We start from the raw sequence: 22,146 nt of genomic DNA, 5'->3' as shown, positions 1-22,146 counted from the left end.
GGTCCCCCGTGGCGGTCGCTCACTTGTCACGTCGTCCTGTGCGCACAGTCCTACGCCCGGCGCCGGGGTGCCGCAATACCGCCATCGGGCCCAACTCCTTGATCGTGATGGGCTCGTGACGTGAGATCAGTGCCGGTAGCGGGTGATCAGGGACGGCGGGTCCCATAGGGGGCCCGCCGTCCCTCAGGGATGCGTGGGTGCCAGCGGCGGCAGCGGTTCGGCGTTCACCGAACGCGCCGCCCGCTCCAGCGCGCTGGCCAGCAGCGCCAGGTCCGTCGGCCCGTTGCCCAGCTCGCGGACCGGGCGACGGGTCGGCGGATCGCCCATCCGCTCCCACTCCAGCGGCACCACGGTGGGCCGCAGGGTCGCCGTGCGCGGGATGCGGCCGGTCACCCGGCCGCCCTGGAACGGTGTGACCCGGCCGTCGGGATGGCCCAGCCGACCGCGGCCCGGCGCGGGTTCGTCCGGCGACGGCGGTATGACGGGCGGATCCAGTACGACGCGCAGCCGCGCCCCCCGGGCCAGCTCGGTGTCCTCCGTGCGGTCCGGGCGGGCGGACGTCGCGATCAGATGGATGCCGAGCCTGCCGCCCTCCCTGGCCACGGCCTCCAGCGCCCGGACGACCGAACCCGCGGCCGGGCGGCCCGGACTGCCCAGCGCCGGGGCGATCAGCGCGTCGAAGTCGTCCACCAGCACGACGAGCCGGGGCAGCGGGGAGGGCCCCGGGTCCGCGGCCCGGGCCGAGGCGGGCCGCAGCCGCAGGGTGCCGCTCATCGCGGACTCCACGTCATCGCGCTGCTCGGACGGGCCGGCGGGACGCTGTCCCACCATGTGCTGAGCCACTTCGTGCCGGCTGTGCCAGTCGGTGAAGTCCAGCCCGCCCAGAAGCTCGGCCCGCCGCTTCACCTCACCGCCCAGCGCCTGGGCGAACTCCCGCATCCGGACCGGATCGGACGCCACCAGGTGCATGAACGCGTGCGGGAGTTCGGTGCAGGGACGCAGGCTCTCCCCGCGCTCGCCGCCCGCCCCGTCGACCAGGAGGACGCCGAGCCGGTCGGGCCGGTCGGCGGCGGCCAGCGACGCGGCGACCGCCCGCAGCAGTTCCGTACGCCCGCTGCCGCCGGGCCCTTCGATGAGCAGGTGCGGCCCCTCCTCGGAGAGATCCACGCTCACCGGACCCCGGGGCCCGGCCCCGAGCACCACCACGGGCCGCCCGGCGGGAACGCCCGAGGAGACGGAGGCCCGGGCGGACCGGGCAGCGGGCGCGCGCCCGGATCCGGCAGCGCGTGCGGCGACCTGGGGCGCGTCGCCCTGGCGCGGCCCGCTGACCCGGTTTGAGGACCGACCCGACCCCGCGCTCCGCAGGCTGTCCGCGCCCTGTACGTCTCCGGCCCCGCCCCAGGCCCGGGTGTCGGAGCCCGGCAGGGTGCGGGAACTCGGCCTGTCCCCGGGCCCTCCGTCGTAGCGCTGCGCCCCGACGCGGGGGTGAGGCGTGCTGTCGGGGTAGGGCGTGCGGCCCGAGCCGGGGCCTTCGGGGTACGGGGTACGGCCGGAGCCCGAGCGGGGGGCGTCGGCCGGGCCGGGGTAGGGCGTACGGCCCGAGCCGGTCGGTTCGGGGTACGGCGTGCGGCCGGATGTGCGGTCGTCCGCGGTGCCGGGGTACGGCGTGCGGCCGGAGCCCGCGCTGTCGTACGCGTCGCCGCGGCCCGGGGTGCGGCGCGGCACACCCGCGTGGGTGTCGTTGCTGCCGGGGTACGGGGTGCGGCCGGATGAGCGGTCGCCCGTGGCGCCGGGGTAGGGCGTGCGGCCCGAGCCGGTGCTGTCGGGATACGGCGTGCGGCCCGAGCCGAGCGGTTCCGGGTACGGAGTGCGGCCCGAGCCCGGGGTGTGGCCTTCGTCTTCCGTGCCTCGCGGGGCGGCGGGGTGCGCCGGGTCGGCGGCGTTGCGCTGGGCGCCCACGCGGGGGCCGGGGCTGCCCGGGTGCGCGGTGCGGGCCGAGCCGCGCCCCTCGTCGGCCACGGCTCCCGCGGCGCCCGTCCAGCTGCCCGCGCCGCGGACCGTCGCGCCCGGCTGCTCGTCCGCCGCCGAGGCCCAGCGGGCCATCAGCGAGGCCGGGGTGGCGCGGGCCAGGCCCAGCTCGTCCAGGAGCCGGGCCGACGGGGGGAGTGCCACGGCCGCGCGGTGGCCCGGCAACGCCGTCGAACCCTCCGCCCGCAACGGAGCCAGCGCCCGCGCGAACCGCTCCGCCCAGTGCGCCGAGACCGCGTCCACCGTGGCCACCGTGCCGTGGCCGGCGGCCCGCCCGCCCGAGGTGCGCAGCAGCCGCAGCGCCGTGGCCACATCGCCGCTGAGCATGGCCACGGCCCCGCACTCGCGGAAGGCGATCGAGGCGTGGCAGGCCGCCTCGTACGTCGCGGCGACCGGTGACGTGGGGCTGGCGGCCGGGGTCTCCGCCAGACAGACCAGATGGATGCCCGCCGCCGCACCCGCCGCGGCCAGCCGGGCGGTGTTCTCGCGCAGCACCGCGGAACCGGGGTCGCCGTCGACGACCACCACGGTGAACGGGCCCTCGTAGTGACGGGCGGCCTCGGCGACCGTGCCGGGGTCGAGACTCGCCCAGCCGGGGCCGAGCGGGCCCTCGTCCAGCCGGCGCACCAGCTCCGTCGTCCGGGCGACCGCCTGTTCGCGGTCGTACGCCAGCAGCAGCCGGCAGTCCTGGCCGTGCATCGGCCGCAGATGCGGGAGCCAGCCGAGCCAGGCCCACTCGCGCCGCCGCTCGTCCGCGCCGCGGGCCCGGTCCGTGCTGATCAGCACGATCTCCAGATCGGCGGGGGAGTGCAGCGCGGCCAGCTGGGCCACGGTGGAGCGGGCGAGGCCCGCCAGCCGTTCCCGCGGCCCGGCGAGCCCGAGGGAACCGGCCTCCCGCAGTCCCACCGTCACGGGCACGGCGGGCAGGTCGGCCCGGTCGGTCGTGCCGAGGCGCACCACCAGTGCCTCCGGGTGCGCGATGTCGCGCTCCCACAGCCGGGGGCCCGGGCCGAGCGCGGTCAGCAGGACGGAGGCCGGATCCGGCCAGGTGCCTTCGGGGGCGGTGGGCAGCGCGGTGAACGTCGCGGCGGGGGCCGGGGGGCCGGCCTCGTCGGGCACGCTCTCGTGCACGGGATCGGCCTTGCCGCCCGCGAGCCGGCGGGCCCAGGCGCCTATGCCGCGCCGGGGCGCCCCGGCGTCCGGCATCCGGCCGGTCCGTCCGGAGCCGGAGTGGGGCCGCGCCGGGGCCGGGCCGTCGGCGCCGCAGGAGCGCTCGTGCTCCGGGGCGGTGTCCGACCCGTCGTGTTCCTCCGGTCCGCCGTGAGCGGGTCCGTAGCCGTGGTCCGGGGCCGCCGGTGCCCTGGCCACCCGCAGATGACCCTCGCCGTCCGGCGCCGTGTCCAGGACCGGTGTGCGCGCACCGGAGGTGAGCCGGAGCGTCGATTCGCCGAGGCGGAGCAGTGCGCCGGGGTTCAGCCGGACCGGGCGGTCGCGGACGTCTGTACCGTCCAGCGAGGTGCCGTTGGTGGACCCGAGATCGGCGACGGAGACCCGGCCCTCCGCGGAGACCGTCACCGCGCAGTGCAGCCGGGAGACGTCGGGGTCGTCGAGCGGGACGTCGGCGTCGGCCGAGCGGCCGATCCGGATCTGCCCGCCGTGCAGCAGGTGGACCCCGCCGGCGTCCGGCCCCGCGATCACGTGCAGCTGGGCCGGGACGGTGTCGTCGGGCGTCTCGTCCCCGCCCGGGACCTGGAGCGAGAGCACCGCCCCGTCGACCAGGGGAGGCTCACCGAGCGCGCACCGCTGTGCGTCGAGCCGTTCCCGTCCGGCGAACAGCACCACCGCACCGCTGCCGAGCGAGCCGTCGGGCCCGGAGACGGAGGCGGCCAGATGCGACGCCACGGCGGCCAGCGCCGTCCCCGCGGGGGCGGTCACCAGCACGTCGCAGGCGCGCGCCGGGGTCTGGCCGCTGCGCGGCGCGAGGACGGTCAGCCGGATCTGCATCGCCGTCAGCGGTCCCTTCTGCGCGCGGTGCCCGGCAGGGGAGACGCCCTGTGATTCCCCCCACCCGGCACGGACGCGTCGTCCGGTACAGGTTCGTCACGTCACGCGGGGCTCCCGCCCCCACAGTTCCGTGCTGGAGGCATCCTCGCACCTGCCACTGACAACACGCCCGGGGGTCACCGCTAAGTGATCTTGAAACGTCTGCTGTGCGCCCAAAAGTGCCTGCTTGGCCGGTTCCTCAGGGGGTACCGACCCCACACGACGTGACCCGGACCGGTGCCCCGTGCCGTACCGCCGGACTGCCGTACGGCAACCATCGGCCCGGTACGGGCGTCTTCCCCGGCAGCCTGCCCGACCCGGCCGTCCACTCGGCCCGCCCCACTAGAGTGGGCCGGAACTCGGGACGGAACCGGGGGACCGCAAGCACCACGACCAGCAGGGAGCGCATGACGTGCGGCCGGTAGGCAGCAAGTACCTGCTCGAGGAGCCGCTGGGACGCGGCGCCACGGGCACCGTCTGGCGTGCCCGCCAGCGGGAGACCGCGGGCGCCGAGGCGGCCGTCGCCGGCCAGCCCGGTGAGACCGTGGCGATCAAGGTCCTCAAGGAGGAGCTCGCCAACGACGCGGATGTCGTGATGCGGTTCCTGCGCGAGCGCTCCGTCCTGCTGCGGCTGAGGCACGACAACATCGTGCGCACCCGCGACCTGGTCGTGGAGGGCGATCTCCTCGCCCTCGTCATGGACCTGGTCGACGGCCCCGACCTGCACCGCTACCTCCGCGACAACGGCCCGCTCACCCCGGTCGCCGCCTCGCTGCTCACCGCGCAGATCGCGGACGCGCTCGCCGCCAGCCATGCCGACGGCGTCGTCCACCGCGACCTGAAGCCCGCCAACGTGCTGCTCGACGAGCGCGACGGCCAGATGCACCCGATGCTCACCGACTTCGGCATCGCCCGTCTCGCCGATTCCCCGGGCCTGACCCGGACCCATGAATTCGTCGGGACGCCGGCCTACGTGGCGCCCGAGTCGGCCGAGGGCCGCCCGCAGACCTCCGCCGTCGACATCTACGGCGCCGGGATCCTGCTGTACGAGCTGCTCACCGGCCGCCCGCCGTTCGCCGGCGGCACCGCGCTGGAGGTCCTGCACCGGCACCTCAGCGAGGAACCCCGGCGCCCCAGCACCGTCCCCGCCCCGCTGTGGACGGTGATAGAGCGCTGCCTGAGCAAGGACCCGGACCGCAGGCCCAGCGCCGAGAACCTCGCCCGCGCGCTGCGTACCGTCGCCGCCGGTATCGGCGTGCACGCGAACTCCGCGCAGATCGCGGCCGCCGACGGCGTGGGCGCCCTGCTCGCACCCGACCCGGCGCCCACCGCGGTCCCGGAGACGCCGGGAGCGGCCGACCCCACGCAGGTGCTCCCGAGCAACGCGGGCTCGTACGACCCGAACGGCTACGACCCCAACGCGGCCACCAGCGTCATGCAGCAGAACGCCGGTCCGGGCGGCGGCCACGCCGACCCGACCGCGGTCATGCCGCCCGTCCCGCCGCGCCCCGAGGGCGCACCGCAGCCCGACGGGCCGCACCCCTGGCAGTCCCAGCTCCAGGCCGCACGCGACCGCAACGAGCAGACGCAGGTCCAGTACCTCGACCCGAGCCAGGACCCGCTGCGCCGCCGCCCCCAGCGCCAGCAGCAGCAACCGCCGCAGCAGCAGCCGCAGCGGCGCCAGCAGCAGTACCCCCAGCAGCAACAGCAGCCGCAGCAGTACCGCCAGCAGCCTCAGCCGCAGCCTCAGCAGTACCAGCCGCAGCCGCAGCAGCAGTACCAGCCGCAGCGCCAGCAGTACGCGCCTCAGCAGCCCCAGCAGCCCCAGCAGCCGGACCGGCGCCCGCCTCGCGAGCCGAGGCAGCGCAGCGCCAACCCGATGAAGATCCCCGGCCTCGGCTGCCTGAAGGGCTGCCTGTTCACGCTGGTGCTGCTCGTCGTCGCGAGCTGGCTGATCTGGGAGCTCACCCCGCTGAAGGACTGGATCGGCCAGGGGCAGGGCTACTGGGACGCGGTCACCGACGCCGTCTCCACCGTCACCGACTGGATCTCGAAGCTGGGCGGCGACAGCGGAGGCAGCGGAACCTGACGCGACAGAGACGTGACTCTGTAGTCATGTCGACTTCTGCGGACCAATTCCGTGGCAATTCGCCCGCAGAAGCGAAGGTTGGCGCCATCCGGGGCACGCAACACCCCGATCGCCGCGTAGCTTTGTCGGCCGGGGGTTGTTGTGCGACGGTCCACCGCCAGCCGCTGAGGGAGCAGTCTTGGCACGGAATATCGGCAGCCGGTACACCGCCCACCAGATTCTGGGGCGCGGCAGCGCCGGCACGGTGTGGCTCGGCGACGGCCCCGAGGGGCCCGTCGCCATCAAGCTGCTCCGCGAGGACCTCGCGTCCGACCAGGAACTCGTGGGCCGCTTCGTCCAGGAGCGCACCGCCCTGCTCGGTCTCGACCACCCGCACGTCGTCGCCGTCCGCGACCTCGTGGTGGACGGAAACGACCTGGCCCTGGTGATGAACCTGGTCCGCGGCACGGACCTGCGGACCCGGCTCGACCGCGAGCGCCGGCTGGCCCCCGAGGCGGCCGTCGCGATCGTCGCCGACGTCGCCGACGGCCTCGCCGCGGCGCACGCCGCCGGAGTGGTCCACCGAGACGTCAAGCCGGAGAACATCCTGCTGGACATGGAGGGCCCGCTCGGCCCCGGCAACTCCCACCCCGCGCTGCTCACCGACTTCGGTGTGGCCAAGCTGATCGACACCCCGCGCCGCACCAAGGCCACCAAGATCATCGGTACGCCGGACTATCTGGCCCCCGAGATCGTGGAGGGCCTCCCGCCGCGCGCCGCCGTCGACATCTACGCCCTCGCGACCGTGCTGTACGAGCTCCTCGCGGGCTTCACGCCCTTCGGCGGCGGCCACCCCGGCGCCGTCCTGCGCCGCCACGTCACCGAGACCGTCGTGCCGCTGCCCGGGATCCCCGAGGAGCTCTGGCAGCTGCTGCTCCAGTGCCTGGCCAAGGCCCCGGCCTCCCGGCTGCGCGCCTCCGAGCTGGCGGCCCGGCTGCGCGAGCAGCTCCCGCACCTGGCCGGCATCCCGCCGCTGGACGTGGACGAACCGGACGACGAGACCGAGTCCGAACCGCACGGCCAGGCCTACGATGAGCAGCAGTACACCCCGGCCGCCGAGGAGCCGCGCCGCCGCGGTGCCGTGCCCCTGGTCCCCGGTTCGTCGCCCGACTCCAACCGGGACACCCACACGAGCATGCGCGTCCCGGCGCCCGACGAGCTGTCCGGCGGCCCACGGGGCACCGCCCGCGCCCCGCGCGCCCCGGGCAGGCCCCGGCCGGGCTCGGCCCGCAACAAGTCGGCGGCCATCCGCAAGCGGCGCCTCACCCTGGGCGCCGCGGCCCTGGTCCTGGTCGCCGCCGCCGGGGTGGGCGGCTGGCTGGCCCTGGGCGGCGACGACGCGGGAGCGACCCCGCAGGACACGAGGAATTCGGCACCGGCCACCCCCTGAGCCGCCCTGGTCACGGGGGCTGCGGGAGCCGTGATCACGCGGTCCGAGGAATGCCCGCGCCGACAGCCGTTACGCTGGACCCGTGGCAGTCGTCGATATTTCCGAAGAGCTGAAGTCCCTCTCCTCGACCATGGGGTCGATCGAGGCCGTCCTGGACCTGGATGCGCTGAGGGGTGACATCGCCGTGCTCGAGGAGCAGGCTGCCGCTCCGTCCCTGTGGGACGACCCGGAGGCGGCGCAGAAGATCACCAGCAAGCTTTCGCACCTCCAGGCCGAGGTCCGCAAGACCGAGGCCCTCCGCGGCCGGATCGACGACCTCGAAGTCCTCTTCGAGCTCGCCGAGGACGAGGGCGACGCCGACGCGCTCGCCGAGGCCGAGTCCGAGCTGGAGTCCGTCCGCAAGGCGCTGGACGAGATGGAGGTCCGCACGCTCCTCTCCGGCGAGTACGACGCGCGCGAGGCCCTGGTCACCATCCGCGCCGAGGCCGGTGGCGTCGACGCCGCGGACTTCGCCGAGAAGCTCCAGCGCATGTACCTCCGCTGGGCCGAGCGGCACAACTACAAGACCGAGGTCTACGAGACGGCCTACGCCGAAGAGGCCGGCATCAAGTCGACCACCTTCGCCGTGGAGGTGCCGTACGCCTACGGCACGCTCTCCGTCGAGCAGGGCACCCACCGGCTCGTCCGGATCTCCCCGTTCGACAACCAGGGCCGCCGCCAGACGTCCTTCGCGGGCGTCGAGGTGCTGCCCGTGGTCGAGCAGACGGACCACGTCGAGATCGACGAGTCCGAGCTCCGCGTCGACGTGTACCGCTCCTCGGGCCCCGGCGGCCAGGGCGTCAACACCACGGACTCCGCGGTGCGCCTGACCCACCTGCCCACCGGCATCGTCGTCTCCTGCCAGAACGAGCGCTCGCAGATCCAGAACAAGGCGTCCGCGATGAACGTCCTCCAGGCCAAGCTCCTCGAGCGCCGCCGCCAGGAGGAGCAGGCGAAGATGAACGCGCTCAAGGGCGACGGCGGCAACTCCTGGGGCAACCAGATGCGTTCGTACGTCCTGCACCCGTACCAGATGGTCAAGGACCTGCGGACGGAGTTCGAGATGGGCAACCCGGAAGCGGTCTTCAACGGCGAGATCGACGGCTTCATCGAGGCCGGAATCCGCTGGCGCAAGCAGAGCGAGAAGTAGTGAAGCAGTCCCGCCGGGCCGGGACGCACGCGAGGAGGGGCGCGGGAACCACGGTTCCCGCGCCCCTCCTCGCGTACCCGCGTGGGGTCAGGACGCGGTGCGGCCCAGGCACTGCTTCAGCTCGTCGACCTCGTAGAAGTAGCTGCCCTTCGCCACCGGCTCGCAGCCCTTCCTGAACGCGGTCTGCTTCTCGTTGTAGAGCATCCGCACGAGGTACTTGTTGCCCTTCCGGAACAGGTCCCACTGGATGTTCGTGGCCATGGAGGCCGCCGACTCCCCGCGCCACGGGTTGTCGGCGTACGTGTACGGCTCGGCCTCCGACACGGCCTTCGTGCTCCCGGGCAGGCCCATGAGCGCGGCCAGCGGGATGATCTCCTCCGCGTGCGTGAACCGCAGCTCCGCGCCCGCGTCGCTGGTTCCGTTCCGCTTGGCGTCGATCTTCGCGAAGAAGTCGTCGAGCAGGACGTTCGCCATTTTGTACGTGATGTCGCTGTCCTCGAAGCCGGGGCCCTTCTCGTAGAAGTCCTCGGCGTCGCTGAGGTAGGCGAACCACCGTGCGTCACGGGGCGCGAGGTAGCGCTTCATGTTCCAGTCGCCCTCATCGGCCATGGCCGGAGCGATGCTGTAGAGGGCGTAGACCGCCTGCGCGGCCTCGACCTCGGTGGCGACCGAGCCGAACTCGCCCGCCGAGATCCGCTCGACGAACGCCGGCTTGAAGATCTTCCTCAGTACGTTGCGGGCCGCGGTGTGCGAGGCGGGCTGGTCGGTGATCGAGTCCAGGGTGGAGGCGAGGCGCTCGTCGTTCTCGACGTAGTCCCGGTACTCCGCGCCGCCGGCCGACTTGTGGAAGTAGAGCAGGTCGGCATCGGTCCTGGCCGGTGTGATGAGGGGGGCCAGGGCCGGGTCGTTCTCGGCGAGGGCCTCGGCGAACAGGTTCCCGCTGTCGACCGCGCGGTCCTTGCCGGAATTGACGACGTTGATCCGCTCGGCGTTCTCGGCGATCTGCTCGAAGAGCCCGGGAAGCCGCTTCTCCAGGCGTGCGGCGGTGTCCTGGATCTCGCGTACGCCGCGCCCGCTGAGCTGTCCGTATCCGATCGCTTCCATGGCGGCGAGCAGCGACTTCGTCTCGGCGCCGAAGCGCTCACCGTCACGGGTCAGCTGCCCCTCGCTCCTCGCCTTCTCCCACAGGGCCAGGATCAGATCGCCGTCCTCGCTGTCGGACGCCGCCCGGGAGCCGTGGCGAGAGACGTTCTCGGTGAACACCGGGACGAAGCCCTTCGGGGCGCGCTGGTACGACCGGATGTTCTGCTGGGGCGCGTACGGGGTCTTGGTGGCGTAGAAGCCGGAGGAGCCCGTCGTGGCCTGCGCCGGCAGGGCCGTCGGCAACAGGGCGGAGACAGCGAGCGTCAGGGCGAGTACGGCGGTTCGCTTCTGCATGGGTTCACCGGGTTCGGGACGAGTCGGATGGGCCGGGCCTCCGCATCGTGATCGTTCCGGATGAACCGGATATGGCCGCAGCGCGGCCGCAAGGCGTCCGAAACGGGCCGGGGGCAAAGGGGAGTTGGCTGGGCGAGTTGCGTAGATGGCGTGGTGGGTCCGTCACAGTCGTGGTGCTGAATGAGGGTCAACTCAGGCCAAACCGGTGCGCATTGCACAGAACGGCCTTGACGTAGTCCTTAACTCTGGACAGGGTGCTGGGACAGCATGCGTATGTCTGGGACGGGTGTGATCGGGGGCGGGCGGCATGGCCACGGCACGACGTGGGCCGGCGCTCGGAGCGAACCCCGCCGGACCGTGCCCGCATATGGCTGCTCCATCGACGAGAACAGCTACTGGGGGTAGCAGCACATGACGAAGAAGACGCGAGTCCGCGTCGCGCGGATAGCCGCGGGTGCGGTCATTGCCGCGGGCGCCTCGCTGACTGCCGCAGGTGCGGCCCAGGCCGTCGGCATCGGTGTCGATGTCGCCGGTATCGGTATCAACGCCGAGGCCAACGAAGACGGTCTGAACATCGGTATCAACGGCGAGGACGACGCCGCCGGTGGTGGCGACGCCGCTGCCGGCGGCGGTGACGCGGCAGCCGGTGGCGGCGACGCGGCCGGCGGCGCTGACGTGGCCGGCGGCGCTGACGTGGCCGGCGGCGGTGACGCTGCTGCTGGTGGTGGCGACGCTGCGGCTGGTGGTGGTGACGCGGCTGCTGGTGGTGGCGACGCTGCGGCTGGTGGTGGTGACGCGGCTGCTGGTGGCGGTGACGCTGCGGCTGGTGGTGGTGATGCGGCTGCTGGTGGCGGTGACGCTGCGGCTGGTGGTGGTGATGCGGCTGCTGGTGGCGGTGACGCTGCTGCCGGTGGTGGCGATGCGGCTGCTGGTGGCGGTGACGCTGCTGCCGGTGGTGGTGACGCGGCTGCTGGTGGCGGCGACGCTACGGCCGGTGGCGGCGATGCGGCGGCCGGTGGCGGCAGCATTGTCGGGGGTGGCGACGGGACCACCGGTTCCGCGACGAACGGCGGCTCCACCGGAGACACCGGTACCTGCACCGTGTCCCTCGACGGTGCCGAGTGCGTCGACTCCGACAACACCGACACCGACTCGGTCGGCAACCAGCCGGTCGAGCAGGGCAAGGGCAAGGACGAGCTCGCCGAGACCGGTGCCGCCGAGACCACGTTCCTGCTGGTCGGCGCCGCGACGATGATCGCCGGAGGCATCGGCTTCCGGATCCTCCCGCGCCTGGTGAACGGCCGCACGGCCGCCTGACGGGCAGCCGCGGTACACGTACACACGTACACAAAGGGGCCCCGGACACCGATCGGTGTCCGGGGCCCCTGCGCGTACGCAAGCGAGCGGTGGCCGGCCCGGCGAAGGCGGGCGAGCGGGATGCGCTACACGGTCTGGTGTGCCAGCAGCGCCAGCGCGGCCAGCAGCACCACCATCAGGGCCACCAGCATCGCCGGGCTGAGCCCCGCGAGCGGTCCCTGCTCCTGTTGCTGCTGCATGCGCACACGGCTGGCCCGGCACACGGGGCAGCGGCCCTCGTTCACGGGCGCCGCGCAGTTCGCGCACACCAATCGGTCATAGGTCATGCGCATTCCTCCTCCCGCGCGGCGGAGCCGCACAAGCCTTCTCTCCGCACAACGCTCACGGAAACGCAACCGTTCCCCTACCACTGTGCCAGCTCGCCCGGGATTCGGCTCGGCCCACCGGATACCTCCCGGTCCGTTCCGCCGGCGGCGGAACGGGGACCACTGCCGTTTCACCGTAAATCACCCATCCCGGTACGCGCGCCTGCACGCGTGAGCCCGGTTCGCGTATGGTCACGCACACCTACTCCCGGCCGACCGTGGTGCATCCGTGATCCGATTCGACAACGTCTCCAAGACCTACCCGAAGCAGAGCCGTCCCGCTCTACGGGATGTGTCGCTCGATATCGAGAAGGGCGAGTTCGTCTTCCTGGTGGGCTCCTCAGGCTCCGGCAAGTCCACCTTCATGCGTCTCATCCTCCGCGAGGAGCGCGCCAGCCAGGGCATGGTCCACGTCCTCGGCAAGGACCTCGCGCGCATGTCCAACTGGAAGGTGCCGCACATGCGCCGCCAGCTGGGCACGGTGTTCCAGGACTTCCGCCTCCTTCCCAACAAGACCGTCGCGGAGAACGTGGCGTTCGCCCAGGAAGTGATCGGCAAGCCGCGCGGCGAGATCCGCAAGGCGGTCCCGCAGGTCCTCGACCTCGTCGGTCTCGGCGGCAAGGAGGACCGGATGCCCGGCGAGCTGTCCGGTGGTGAGCAGCAGCGCGTGGCGATCGCGCGGGCCTTCGTCAACCGGCCCATGCTGCTGATCGCCGACGAGCCGACCGGCAACCTCGACCCGCAGACCTCGGTCGGGATCATGAAGCTGCTGGACCGGATCAACCGGACCGGCACCACCGTGATCATGGCGACCCACGACCAGAACATCGTCGACCAGATGCGCAAACGCGTCATCGAGCTCGAGCAGGGCCGTCTCGTACGCGACCAGGCGCGCGGCGTCTACGGCTACCAGCACTGAGCACCCAGCACTGAAAGGACGCCATGCGCGCCCAGTTCGTCCTGTCGGAGATCGGCGTCGGCCTCCGTCGCAACCTCACGATGACCTTCGCCGTCATCGTCTCCGTCGCCCTCTCGCTCGCCCTGTTCGGCGGCGCGCTGCTCATGCGCGAGCAGGTCAGCACGATGAAGGACTACTGGTACGACAAGGTCAACGTCTCCATCTACCTCTGTGGCAAGGGGGACGCGGAGACGGTGGTCCAGTGCGCCAAGGGTGCGGTGACCGCGCAGCAGAAGAAGGACATCGAGGGCGACCTCAAGAAGATGGACGTCGTCGACACGGTCATCTACGAGTCGTCCGACGAGGCGTACAAGCACTACCAGGAGGAGTTCGGCGACTCCCCGATGGCCGGCAACATCACGCCGGACCAGATGCCGGAGTCCTTCCGCGTCAAGCTGCACGACCCGACGAAGTACAAGGTCGTCGCCACGGCCTTCGCCGGGCGTGACGGGGTGCAGTCCGTCCAGGACCAGAGAAGCATCCTGGACAACCTCTTCGGCCTGATGAACGGCATGAACGTCGCCGCGCTCTTCGTGATGGCGCTGATGCTCGTCATCGCCCTGATGCTGATCGTGAACACGGTCAGGGTGTCCGCGTTCAGCCGAAGGCGGGAGACGGGCATCATGCGGCTCGTCGGGGCCTCCGGCTTCTACATCCAGATGCCGTTCATCATGGAGGCCGCGTTCGCCGGCCTGATCGGTGGCGTGCTGGCCTGCGTGATGCTGCTGGCCGGGCGCTACTTCCTGATCGACGGCGGACTGGCCCTCCAGGACAAGCTGAACCTGATCGACTTCATCGGCTGGGAGGCCGTCCTCACCAAGCTCCCGCTGGTTCTGGCGATCGGCTTGCTGATGCCCGCAGTTGCCGCGCTCTTCGCGCTCCGCAAGTACCTCAAGGTGTGACATGCGCCCCGTGGGGCGCGCGGCCAACGGGCCGTGCGCCGGCGGGGCGTTGTCCTAGACTCGGCGCCATGCCGGGCCCTGAGAACCGTTTCGGGTCCCGCGGCGTCCGCCGCGGGGCGGCCCTGACGTTGGTCTTCGCGAGCGTGCTCGCCACCGCCGCCGCCACCGGTGCGCTGCCGCGCGGGGAGCGGGGCACCGAGATGGAGGCCCAGTCCGTCGCCAGTTCCGCCGACCGCGACGCGGTGGCCGACGCCGCGGCCGAGGCCGTGGCCGACGGCAAGTCCGGTACGGAGGCGGCCGAGGAAGCCGTCAGCCGCAGCGGGGACCGCTGGGGCGCGGTCTACGACGAGCGGGAGTACCAGGAGTTCGAGCAGGCCCTCGACGGTTCGTACACGGGCGTCGGGCTCGCCGCCCGGCGTACCGCGGACGGGCTGGTCACGGTCACCCGGGTCCAGCGGGGCGGCCCCGCCGCGCGCGCCGGGATCCGCGCCGGCGATCTGCTGCGTACGGTCGACGGCCACCGGGTCGACAAGCGGGCGGTCTCCGACGTCGTGGCCCTGCTGCGGGGCGACCGTACCGGCGCCGCCGCCGGCAGCACCGTGGTGCTGGGAGTCCAGCGGGGGTCCGTCACCCGGACCGAGACGCTGCGCCGGGCCCGGCTCACCACGGAGGCCGTCTCCGTGCGGCGGCTCGGACCGTACCGTTCCGATTCCTCCGCAGCTGTGCTGATCGAGGTGGACTCGTTCACCAAGGGATCCGGTACCGCGGTCCGCGACGCGGTCCTGAAGGCGCCGGCGGGCGCCGGTGTGCTGCTGGACCTGCGCGGCAACTCCGGTGGACTCGTCACCGAGGCCGTCACCGCCGCCTCCGCCTTCCTGGACGGCGGCCTGGTCGCCACGTACGACGTGCACGGGGAACAGCGCGCGCTGTACGCGGAGGCCGGGGGCGACACCGGGCGGCCCGTCGTCGTCCTCGTCGACGGCGGGACCATGAGCGCGGCCGAGCTCCTGACCGGCGCCCTGCAGGACCGGGGCCGGGCGGTCACGGTCGGTTCGCGGACCTTCGGCAAGGGGTCCGTCCAGATGCCGAGCAGGCTCGCGGGCGGCTCCGTGGCCGAGCTGACCGTGGGGCACTACCGCACTCCGGCGGGCCACAGCGTCGACGGCCGGGGCATCACCCCGGACCTCGCGGTGAGCGCGCGGGCCCAGGAGCGGGCCGAGACGGTATTGAGTGGCCTCGGGGGTGGGTCGTAGTGCGAAAATGGCCGCACTATGGCTAAGGAAAAAGACACCGGGCGCAAGATGGTCGCGCAGAACAAGAAGGCGCGCCACGACTACACCATCCTCGACACCTACGAGTGCGGCCTCGTCCTGATGGGGACCGAGGTGAAGTCGCTGCGCATGGGCCGGGCCTCCCTGGTGGACGGCTTCGTGCAGATCGACAACGGCGAGGCGTGGCTGCACAACATCCACGTCCCGGAGTACGTCCAGGGGACCTGGACCAACCACTCCGCCAAGCGCAAGCGCAAGCTGCTCATGCACCGGGCCGAGATCGACAAGCTGGAGTCGAAGTCCCAGGAGACCGGCCACACGATCGTGCCGCTCGCCCTGTACTTCACGGGCGGCCGCGTCAAGGTCGAGATCGCGCTGGCGAAGGGCAAGAAGGAGTACGACAAGCGGCAGACGCTGCGCGAGAAGCAGGACACGAGGGAGACGAACCGGGCGATCTCGGCGGCCCGCCGCCGTCAGCGGAGCGCCTGAGCGCATCGCGCCGGCGGCTGCCCGGCCGGTGCGGCAGGAATACGCTGGCATCGGCGCGCGTTGGTCACGTACGATGGCACTGCACCCCACAGGGGTGTGCACCACCTTTGAAAAATCAACATGGGGATGATCGGTTTCGACAGCGGATGTCGAAGCAGGGGAAGCGAGTCGAGGAAGCGGCAATGATCTCGTAAACCATATGTCGCAAACAATAATCGCCAATTCTAAGCGCGATTCCTCCGCCTTCGCCCTCGCTGCCTAATTAGCAGCTAAGCGAAGACTCTGCGGAGTGTCAGCCCGGGGGTGATCCCGACCCGGATCCTGGCATCAACTAGGGATCTAAACTTCTAAGCCCGGTCACGGGGCCTGGAAGGAAATCAAACAGTGGCTGGGCCTGTCGGAGGCTTGTTCGTGTGACCTCCGGGGCCGAGAAAAGCGTAGCGAACTGCACTCGGAGAAGCCCTGGTTCCGCACCGTTGGACGCGGGTTCGATTCCCGCCATCTCCACAATTCCCATGTGAACGAGGACCCCGCTGCCACCGGCAGCGGGGTCCTCGTTTTTTGCTGCCCGACGCCGTGCGCGGCCGGCGCCCGGGAGTGGGGGGCGTGCGCCCCCGGCGCGTGTCATGCACCGCGCTCCCATACGGGGAAGGGGCCGTCCGGTCGGGGCGGGGCCCGCGCCACAGTTCGAAAACAGATGTATCTCTCATGATGAACAACACCCGTCCGTGGGACCGGACTGTCGTCGGCGTGCGCTACATTCATGGCCCGGGTGCACTGTGGTAGGGGGCGCGTGGGACAGGGTGGGGGCCCGTCCGGCGGCGCACAGACGGTCAGTTGCGCGCACCCGATCCTGAGTGGGGGAAGTGCGTACATCAGTGGAAACTTGGCGTGAAGGTGCCCGTGCGGGACACACCCACGAGCCCAACGAAGTCACCATCCAGCTCGACGGACTGGGACGGCAGCTCTCCGAGCTGCTCCCGGAACCCGGCGTTCCGGAGGGCTCCGACGGCCCGGTCTTCGTCGACGAGAGCGGCCGGCGGAGCAAGACGCTCCGGCGGCTCGGCTGGGTCCTGGCCGCGATCTTCGTCGGCTACGCCGTGACGCTCGTCGTCGCCCTGCTCGGAGGCAACTCCACCGCCCCCTTCCTGCCGCTGTCCGGCCAGGAGGGACACCGCAAGGCGGAAGAGGTACGGACGCCGGCCACCGAGGGTGTGACCCCGGGGACCGAGGACACACCCGGCACGATGCCCGACGTCTCGCCGTCCGCCCTCCCGCAGACCGGGGAGACCGCGTCAGCCCCGGGAGGCGCCGTCGGCGCAGGCGTTTCCTCGACGCCCGGTACCGGAACCTCCGCCCCGGCCAGTACCGAACCGTCCGCGCGGAACACCGCCACGGGAGCGAGCACCGCCGGCGGTGTGCCGGCCGGCGGCACGTCCGCCTCCGCGACGACCGCCGCGACCGGGCCACCGAGCGCCGATCCGACGGCCACGTCCACGGACCCGGGCACCCCGCCCGCGACCACACCTGATCCCTCTGTGCAAGAGCAAGAAGGCGCCAGCTAGATGACCACCCCCGCCCCGCGGGGCAGGCACCACCGCAAGAAGCAGAGCCGGCGGCGCAGACTCCCCATGCGCTACATGCTGCCGTTCCTGTTCCTCGTTGCCCTGCTCGCCATGTTGATGCTGCGCGGCTACGTGCACAGCGAAATCCTCGCCGACCACCGGATCCAGCCACCGGCGGCCACGGACCGGGTGCCCGAGCAGGTGCTGGAGGGCGGTCCGGTCATCGACGCGCGCAGCGCCACCGAACCCGCGAAGACGCTGCGGATTCCCGACCACCGGATCGTGCTGACCTTCGACGACGGCCCCGACCCGGTGTGGACCCCCCGGGTGCTGGACGAGCTGAAGAAGTACCACGCACACGGGGTCTTCTTCGTCACCGGCACCATGGCCTCCCGCTACCCCGATCTGGTGGAGCGCATGGTCAAGGAGGGACACGAGGTCGGGCTGCACACGTTCAACCACCCCGACCTCTCCTACCAGTCCACCGGACGCATCGACTGGGAGCTGTCGCAGAACCAGCTGGTGCTCGCGGGCGCGGCCGGCATCCGCACCTCCCTGTTCCGGCCGCCGTACTCCTCGTTCGCCGACGCCATGGACGACAAGTCCTGGCCGGTCACCCAGTACGTCGGCAGCCGCGGCTACCTCACCGTCGTCAACAACACCGACAGCGAGGACTGGAAGCGGCCCGGCGTCCGGGCGATCATCGACCGGGCCACTCCCAGGGGCGGCAAGGGCGCCATCATCCTCATGCACGACTCCGGAGGCGACCGGTCCCAGACGGTCACCGCCCTGGGCAGGTTCCTGCCGAAGATGCAGGAGCGCGGCTACGCGTTCGACAACCTCACCGACGCCCTCGGCGCCCCCAGCGCGCACACCCCCGTCACCGGGTACGCGCTCTGGAAGGGCAAGGCGTTCGTCTCCGCCGTCGAGGTCTCGGAGCACATCACCGACGTCCTGGTCGTCGGTCTCGCCGTCATCGGGGTGCTGGTGCTGGCCCGGTTCGGTCTGATGCTGCTGCTGTCCTTCGCGCACGCCCGCCGGGTCCGCAAGAAGGACTTCAGGTGGGGCGAACCGCTCACCCGCCCGGTGTCCGTCCTGGTGCCCGCGTACAACGAGAGCAAGTGCATCGCCAACACGGTCCGCTCCCTGGTGGCGAGCGACTATCCGCTGGAGGTCATCGTCATCGACGACGGCTCCACGGACGGCACCGCCGACCTCGTCGACCGGATGCGGCTCCCGGGCGTCCGGGTGGTGCGCCAGCGCAACGCCGGAAAGCCCGCCGCCCTGAACAACGGCATCGCGCACGCCCGCCACGACATCATCGTGATGATGGACGGCGACACGGTCTTCGAACCGTCGACCGTCCGCGAGCTGGTGCAGCCCTTCGCCGACCGCCGGGTCGGCGCCGTCGCGGGCAACGCCAAGGTCGGCAACCGTGACTCGCTGATCGGCGCCTGGCAGCACATCGAGTACGTGATGGGCTTCAACCTCGACCGCCGGATGTACGACATGCTGCGCTGCATGCCCACGATCCCCGGCGCGGTCGGGGCGTTCCGCCGCGACGCGCTGAACCGGATCGGCGGCATGAGCGAGGACACCCTCGCCGAGGACACCGACGTCACGATGGCCCTGCACCGGGACGGCTGGCGCGTCGTGTACGCGGAGAACGCCCGCGCCTGGACCGAGGCGCCGGAGTCCGTGCAGCAGCTCTGGTCGCAGCGCTACCGGTGGTCGTACGGCACGATGCAGGCCATCTGGAAGCACCGCAGGTCGGTGATCGAGCGCGGGCCGTCCGGCCGTTTCGGACGCGTCGGGCTGCCGTTCGTCGCCCTGTTCATGGTCGTCGCCCCGCTGCTCGCCCCGCTCATCGACGTCTTCCTGCTGTACGGACTCGTCTTCGGCCCCACCGAGAAGACGGTCGGCGCCTGGCTGGGCGTTCTTGCGGTGCAGGCCTTCTGCGCCGCGTACGCCTTCCGGCTCGACCGGGAGCGCATGACCCATCTGCTCTCGCTGCCCCTCCAGCAGGTCCTCTACCGGCAGCTCATGTACGTGGTGCTGCTCCAGTCCTGGATCACCGCTCTCACCGGCGGCCGGCTCCGCTGGCAGAAACTCCGCCGCACGGGAGTCGTGGAGGCGCCCGGTTCCATGCCGAGCCAGGGCCGGCGCAGCACCGACCGGAGGCCCGTCGCATGAGCTACCCCTCGGCGTACCCGCAGCAGCCGCCGGAGCCGCACACGGTGCCGTTCCCGTTCCAGCCGCAGACCGGGACGGAGCTGCCCGGCCAGGAGGCCTGGGCCCGGCAGTCCGGCCCCGCATCCTGGCCACAGGCCCCCGCCCCGGTGCCGCCCGCGCCGGAGCCCGAAGCCGCGCCGGCCGCGGAGGCGAAGCCGGGACGGGACCGCTACCTCGATCTGCTGCGCGCGGTGGCGCTCGTGCGCGTCGTCGTCTTCCACCTGTTCGGCTGGGCCTGGCTGACCGTCCTCTTCCCCTCCATGGGCGTCATGTTCGCCCTGGCCGGTTCGCTGATGGCCCGGTCGCTGGCGAGGCCCGCGTGGAGTGTCGTCCGCGGCCGTCTGCGGCGGCTGCTCCCGCCGATGTGGGCGTTCCTCGCGGTCGTCGTCCCCGTCGTCTTCCTGCTCGGCTGGAAGCCCGTCCGGGAAGAGGGCATCTGGTGGTTCCTCAAGCTGGGCTGCTACCTGCTCCCGGTCGGCACGCCCCCGTTCCCGTGGGACAGCGGCTCCGAGGGCGGCTTCCTGGAGACCTCCTGGGCCGAGCAGGCCATGGGACCGCTCTGGTACATCCGCGCCTATCTGTGGTTCGTACTGGCCTCACCGCTGCTGCTGAAGGCCTTCCGCAGGCTTCCCTGGGTGACCCTGCTCGCCCCGCTCGGCCTCACCGCCGTGATCGGCACCGGACTGGTCACCGTGCCGGGCACCGCGGGCGAGGGACTGATCGACTTCGCCGTGTTCGGCTCCTGCTGGATCCTCGGCTTCGCGCACAACGACGGGCTCCTGCGGACCGTTCCGCGCTACCTCACGGTCTCGATGGCGGCGTTCCTCATGGCCTTCGCGCTCTGGTGGGCCTCCGGGCACCTCTCCGAGGAGGGCTGGAACCTGGACGAGATCCCTCTCTCCCAGGCCGCCTGGTCGCTCGGCTTCTGCGTCATCCTGCTGCAGTACGCGCCCTCGTGGCGGCAGCTGCCGGGCCGGCTGGCCGGCTGGGACAGCCTCGTCACGCTCGCCAACAACCGGGCCGTGACCATCTACCTCTGGCACAACCTGCTGCTGATGGCCGGTTTCCTGCTGATCGACCAGCTGTGGAACGTGCCCTGGGTCGGCGACCACCTCGGAACCTACATCGACGCCTCGGACAACGCTCTGGCGCTGATCGTCGTCTGGCCGCTGATCGGGCTGATGATCCTCGCCGTCGGCTGGGTCGAGGACGTCGCAGCCAAGCGCCGTCCGCGGCTCTGGCCCAACGGACAGACACGCAAGGCCGGTGCCGGGAGCCGGGCGGCGGCCGTGCCCGACGGCAGGCGCAGGCGCTGAGCCACCGTCTCACCGGGCCGCCCCCGGCCCGGTGAGAGCAAGGTTGCGCACCGGTCACCTCGCGGCACCACACCGAAACGCGCGCTTCCTAGGGTCGGGGACAACACCCCGACCACCCGTGGAGGCGCGTGATGGCTGGCCGTTGGATCGAGCACTGGGAACCCGAGGACGAGACGTTCTGGCAGGAGAAGGGCGAGCGGATCGCCCGCCGGAACCTCTGGTTCTCCGTACTCTCCGAGCACATCGGGTTCTCCATCTGGACCCTGTGGTCGGTGATGGTCCTGTTCATGGGTCCGGAGTACGGGGTGGACCCGGCCGGAAAGTTCTTCCTGATCTCCACCGCGACGCTGGTCGGGGCCCTCGTGCGGATTCCGTACACCTTCGCCGTGGCGAGGTTCGGCGGCCGGAACTGGACCGTGTTCAGCGCGTTCACCCTGCTGGTGCCGACGATCGCCGCCTTCATGGTGATGGAGCCGGGGACCTCGTACACCACCTTCGTGGCGGTGGCCGCGCTGACCGGTATCGGCGGCGGCAACTTCGCCTCCTCGATGACGAACATCAACGCCTTCTTCCCGCTGCGCAAGAAGGGCTGGGCGCTCGGGCTGAACGCGGGCGGCGGCAACATCGGCGTGCCCGTCGTGCAGCTCGTCGGACTGCTCGTGATCGGGACCGCGGGCGCCATGCACCCGCGGATCGTGCTCGGCGTGTACATCCCGCTGATCGTCGTCGCCGGGCTGTGCGCCGCACGCTTCATGGACAACCTGGCGCCGGTGCAGAACGACACCGGGGCCGCGAAGGACGCCGCACGCGACCCGCACACCTGGATCATGGCGGTGCTCTACATCGGCACCTTCGGCTCCTTCATCGGCTACAGCTTCGCCTTCGGGCTCGTCCTGCAGACCCAGTTCGGCCGGACCCCTCTGCAGGCCGCCTCGCTGACCTTCGTCGGCCCGCTGCTGGGCTCGCTCATCAGGCCGGTCGGCGGCTGGCTGGCCGACCGGTACGGCGGCGCCCGGATCACCCTGGCGAACTACGCCGCGATGGCCGCGGCGACCGGTGTCGTCGTCTACGCCTCCGGCATCGAATCGCTCCCCGTGTTCCTGGTCGGCTTCACCGCGCTGTTCGTCCTCACGGGGCTCGGCAACGGGTCGACGTTCAAGATGATCCCGGGCATCTTCCATGCCAAGGCGATCGCCCAGGGGCTGCGCGGCGAGGAGGCGGCGGCCCAGGGGCGGCGGCTGTCCGGGGCGGCGATGGGGCTCATCGGCGCGGTCGGGGCGCTCGGCGGCCTCGCCATCAACCTCGCCTTCCGGCAGTCCTTCCAGACCTCGGGCACGGGAACGGCGGCCTTCTGGTCCTTCCTCGCCTTCTACGGAGTGTGTTTCGCGCTCACCTGGGCGGTATACCTTCGCCGCACCGCGGCGGTCCCGGCGAAGCCCCAGCTCAGCTACGCGGAAGTGTGATGATGAAACCGGGGCGGTCCTTTTGGATCAGACCGGGCTCCTGGGGGCCGAAC

At 71.8% G+C, this 22,146-nt stretch carries 15 protein-coding genes and 1 other RNA gene; 13 read left to right on the top strand and 3 right to left on the bottom strand.

Features of this window, described 5'->3' with window-relative positions; genetic code table 11:
* Window positions 1-183: 183 nt before the first annotated feature.
* Complete coding sequence (locus tag ACIQMX_RS10595) at window positions 184-4,032, bottom strand: FHA domain-containing protein (protein ID WP_402476395.1); 3,849 nt, start codon at window positions 4,030-4,032, stop codon at window positions 184-186.
* A gap of 451 nt (window positions 4,033-4,483) precedes the next feature.
* Between ACIQMX_RS10595 and ACIQMX_RS10590 the strand changes: the two genes are divergently transcribed.
* From ACIQMX_RS10590 to prfB, 3 genes are all read left to right on the top strand, one after another.
* Window positions 4,484-6,160, top strand: coding sequence for a protein kinase (locus ACIQMX_RS10590; protein WP_402476393.1), 1,677 nt, complete (start codon window positions 4,484-4,486; stop codon window positions 6,158-6,160).
* Between the two features lie 178 nt (window positions 6,161-6,338).
* Window positions 6,339-7,589: a serine/threonine-protein kinase gene (locus tag ACIQMX_RS10585; protein WP_363068073.1), complete on the top strand. Its 1,251-nt coding sequence runs from the start codon at window positions 6,339-6,341 to the stop codon at window positions 7,587-7,589.
* An 82-nt stretch (window positions 7,590-7,671) separates the two neighbouring features.
* Window positions 7,672-8,778: a peptide chain release factor 2 gene (prfB, locus tag ACIQMX_RS10580; RefSeq protein WP_363068075.1), complete on the top strand. Its 1,107-nt coding sequence runs from the start codon at window positions 7,672-7,674 to the stop codon at window positions 8,776-8,778.
* 87 nt (window positions 8,779-8,865) lie between these two features.
* On the opposite strand, the gene ACIQMX_RS10575 is transcribed toward prfB, so the two are convergent.
* Window positions 8,866-10,215, bottom strand: a complete 1,350-nt coding sequence (locus ACIQMX_RS10575; protein WP_402476389.1) for a histidine-type phosphatase — start codon at window positions 10,213-10,215, stop codon at window positions 8,866-8,868.
* Window positions 10,216-10,626: 411 nt separating this feature from the next.
* Between ACIQMX_RS10575 and ACIQMX_RS10570 the strand changes: the two genes are divergently transcribed.
* Window positions 10,627-11,532 (top strand): hypothetical protein, encoded by a 906-nt coding sequence (locus ACIQMX_RS10570; protein WP_402476386.1) that lies wholly within the window; start codon window positions 10,627-10,629, stop codon window positions 11,530-11,532.
* A gap of 125 nt (window positions 11,533-11,657) precedes the next feature.
* Here ACIQMX_RS10570 and ACIQMX_RS10565 read toward each other — a convergent pair whose 3' ends face one another.
* Window positions 11,658-11,858: a hypothetical protein gene (locus tag ACIQMX_RS10565; protein ID WP_363068082.1), complete on the bottom strand. Its 201-nt coding sequence runs from the start codon at window positions 11,856-11,858 to the stop codon at window positions 11,658-11,660.
* A gap of 268 nt (window positions 11,859-12,126) precedes the next feature.
* Here ACIQMX_RS10565 and ftsE point away from each other — a divergent pair, with 268 nt between their 5' ends.
* The 9 genes from ftsE to ACIQMX_RS10520 all read left to right on the top strand — a co-directional run bounded on the left by ftsE (window position 12,127) and on the right by ACIQMX_RS10520 (window position 22,093).
* Window positions 12,127-12,816 (top strand): cell division ATP-binding protein FtsE, encoded by a 690-nt coding sequence (gene ftsE, locus ACIQMX_RS10560; RefSeq protein WP_024489199.1) that lies wholly within the window; start codon window positions 12,127-12,129, stop codon window positions 12,814-12,816.
* A gap of 23 nt (window positions 12,817-12,839) precedes the next feature.
* Window positions 12,840-13,757 (top strand): permease-like cell division protein FtsX, encoded by a 918-nt coding sequence (gene ftsX / locus ACIQMX_RS10555; RefSeq protein WP_363068084.1) that lies wholly within the window; start codon window positions 12,840-12,842, stop codon window positions 13,755-13,757.
* A gap of 68 nt (window positions 13,758-13,825) precedes the next feature.
* The gene (locus tag ACIQMX_RS10550; RefSeq protein ID WP_402476381.1) at window positions 13,826-15,010 is read left to right on the top strand and encodes a S41 family peptidase; all 1,185 of its coding nucleotides are present in this window, start codon (window positions 13,826-13,828) and stop codon (window positions 15,008-15,010) included.
* A gap of 18 nt (window positions 15,011-15,028) precedes the next feature.
* Complete coding sequence (gene smpB, locus ACIQMX_RS10545; RefSeq protein ID WP_363068088.1) at window positions 15,029-15,517, top strand: SsrA-binding protein SmpB; 489 nt, start codon at window positions 15,029-15,031, stop codon at window positions 15,515-15,517.
* 122 nt (window positions 15,518-15,639) lie between these two features.
* Window positions 15,640-16,027, top strand: a transfer-messenger RNA (tmRNA) gene (gene ssrA / locus ACIQMX_RS10540).
* Between the two features lie 368 nt (window positions 16,028-16,395).
* Window positions 16,396-17,082 carry a hypothetical protein gene (locus ACIQMX_RS10535; RefSeq protein ID WP_402476377.1) on the top strand — a complete coding sequence of 229 codons (687 nt, stop codon included), beginning with the start codon at window positions 16,396-16,398 and terminating at the stop codon, window positions 17,080-17,082.
* Complete coding sequence (locus ACIQMX_RS10530; RefSeq protein ID WP_402476374.1) at window positions 17,083-19,275, top strand: glycosyltransferase; 2,193 nt, start codon at window positions 17,083-17,085, stop codon at window positions 19,273-19,275.
* Complete coding sequence (locus tag ACIQMX_RS10525) at window positions 19,272-20,630, top strand: acyltransferase (RefSeq protein ID WP_402476371.1); 1,359 nt, start codon at window positions 19,272-19,274, stop codon at window positions 20,628-20,630. Before ACIQMX_RS10530 ends, ACIQMX_RS10525 begins: the two co-directional genes overlap by 4 nt.
* 131 nt (window positions 20,631-20,761) lie before the next feature.
* Window positions 20,762-22,093 carry a nitrate/nitrite transporter gene (locus ACIQMX_RS10520; RefSeq protein ID WP_363068096.1) on the top strand — a complete coding sequence of 444 codons (1,332 nt, stop codon included), beginning with the start codon at window positions 20,762-20,764 and terminating at the stop codon, window positions 22,091-22,093.
* The last annotated feature ends 53 nt before the right edge of the window (window positions 22,094-22,146 follow it).

The sequence above is a fragment of the Streptomyces sp. NPDC091416 genome, from assembly GCF_044756845.1.
In the GTDB taxonomy this organism is placed as follows: domain Bacteria; phylum Actinomycetota; class Actinomycetes; order Streptomycetales; family Streptomycetaceae; genus Streptomyces.
This window is presented reverse-complemented; position numbering and strand designations above follow the sequence as displayed.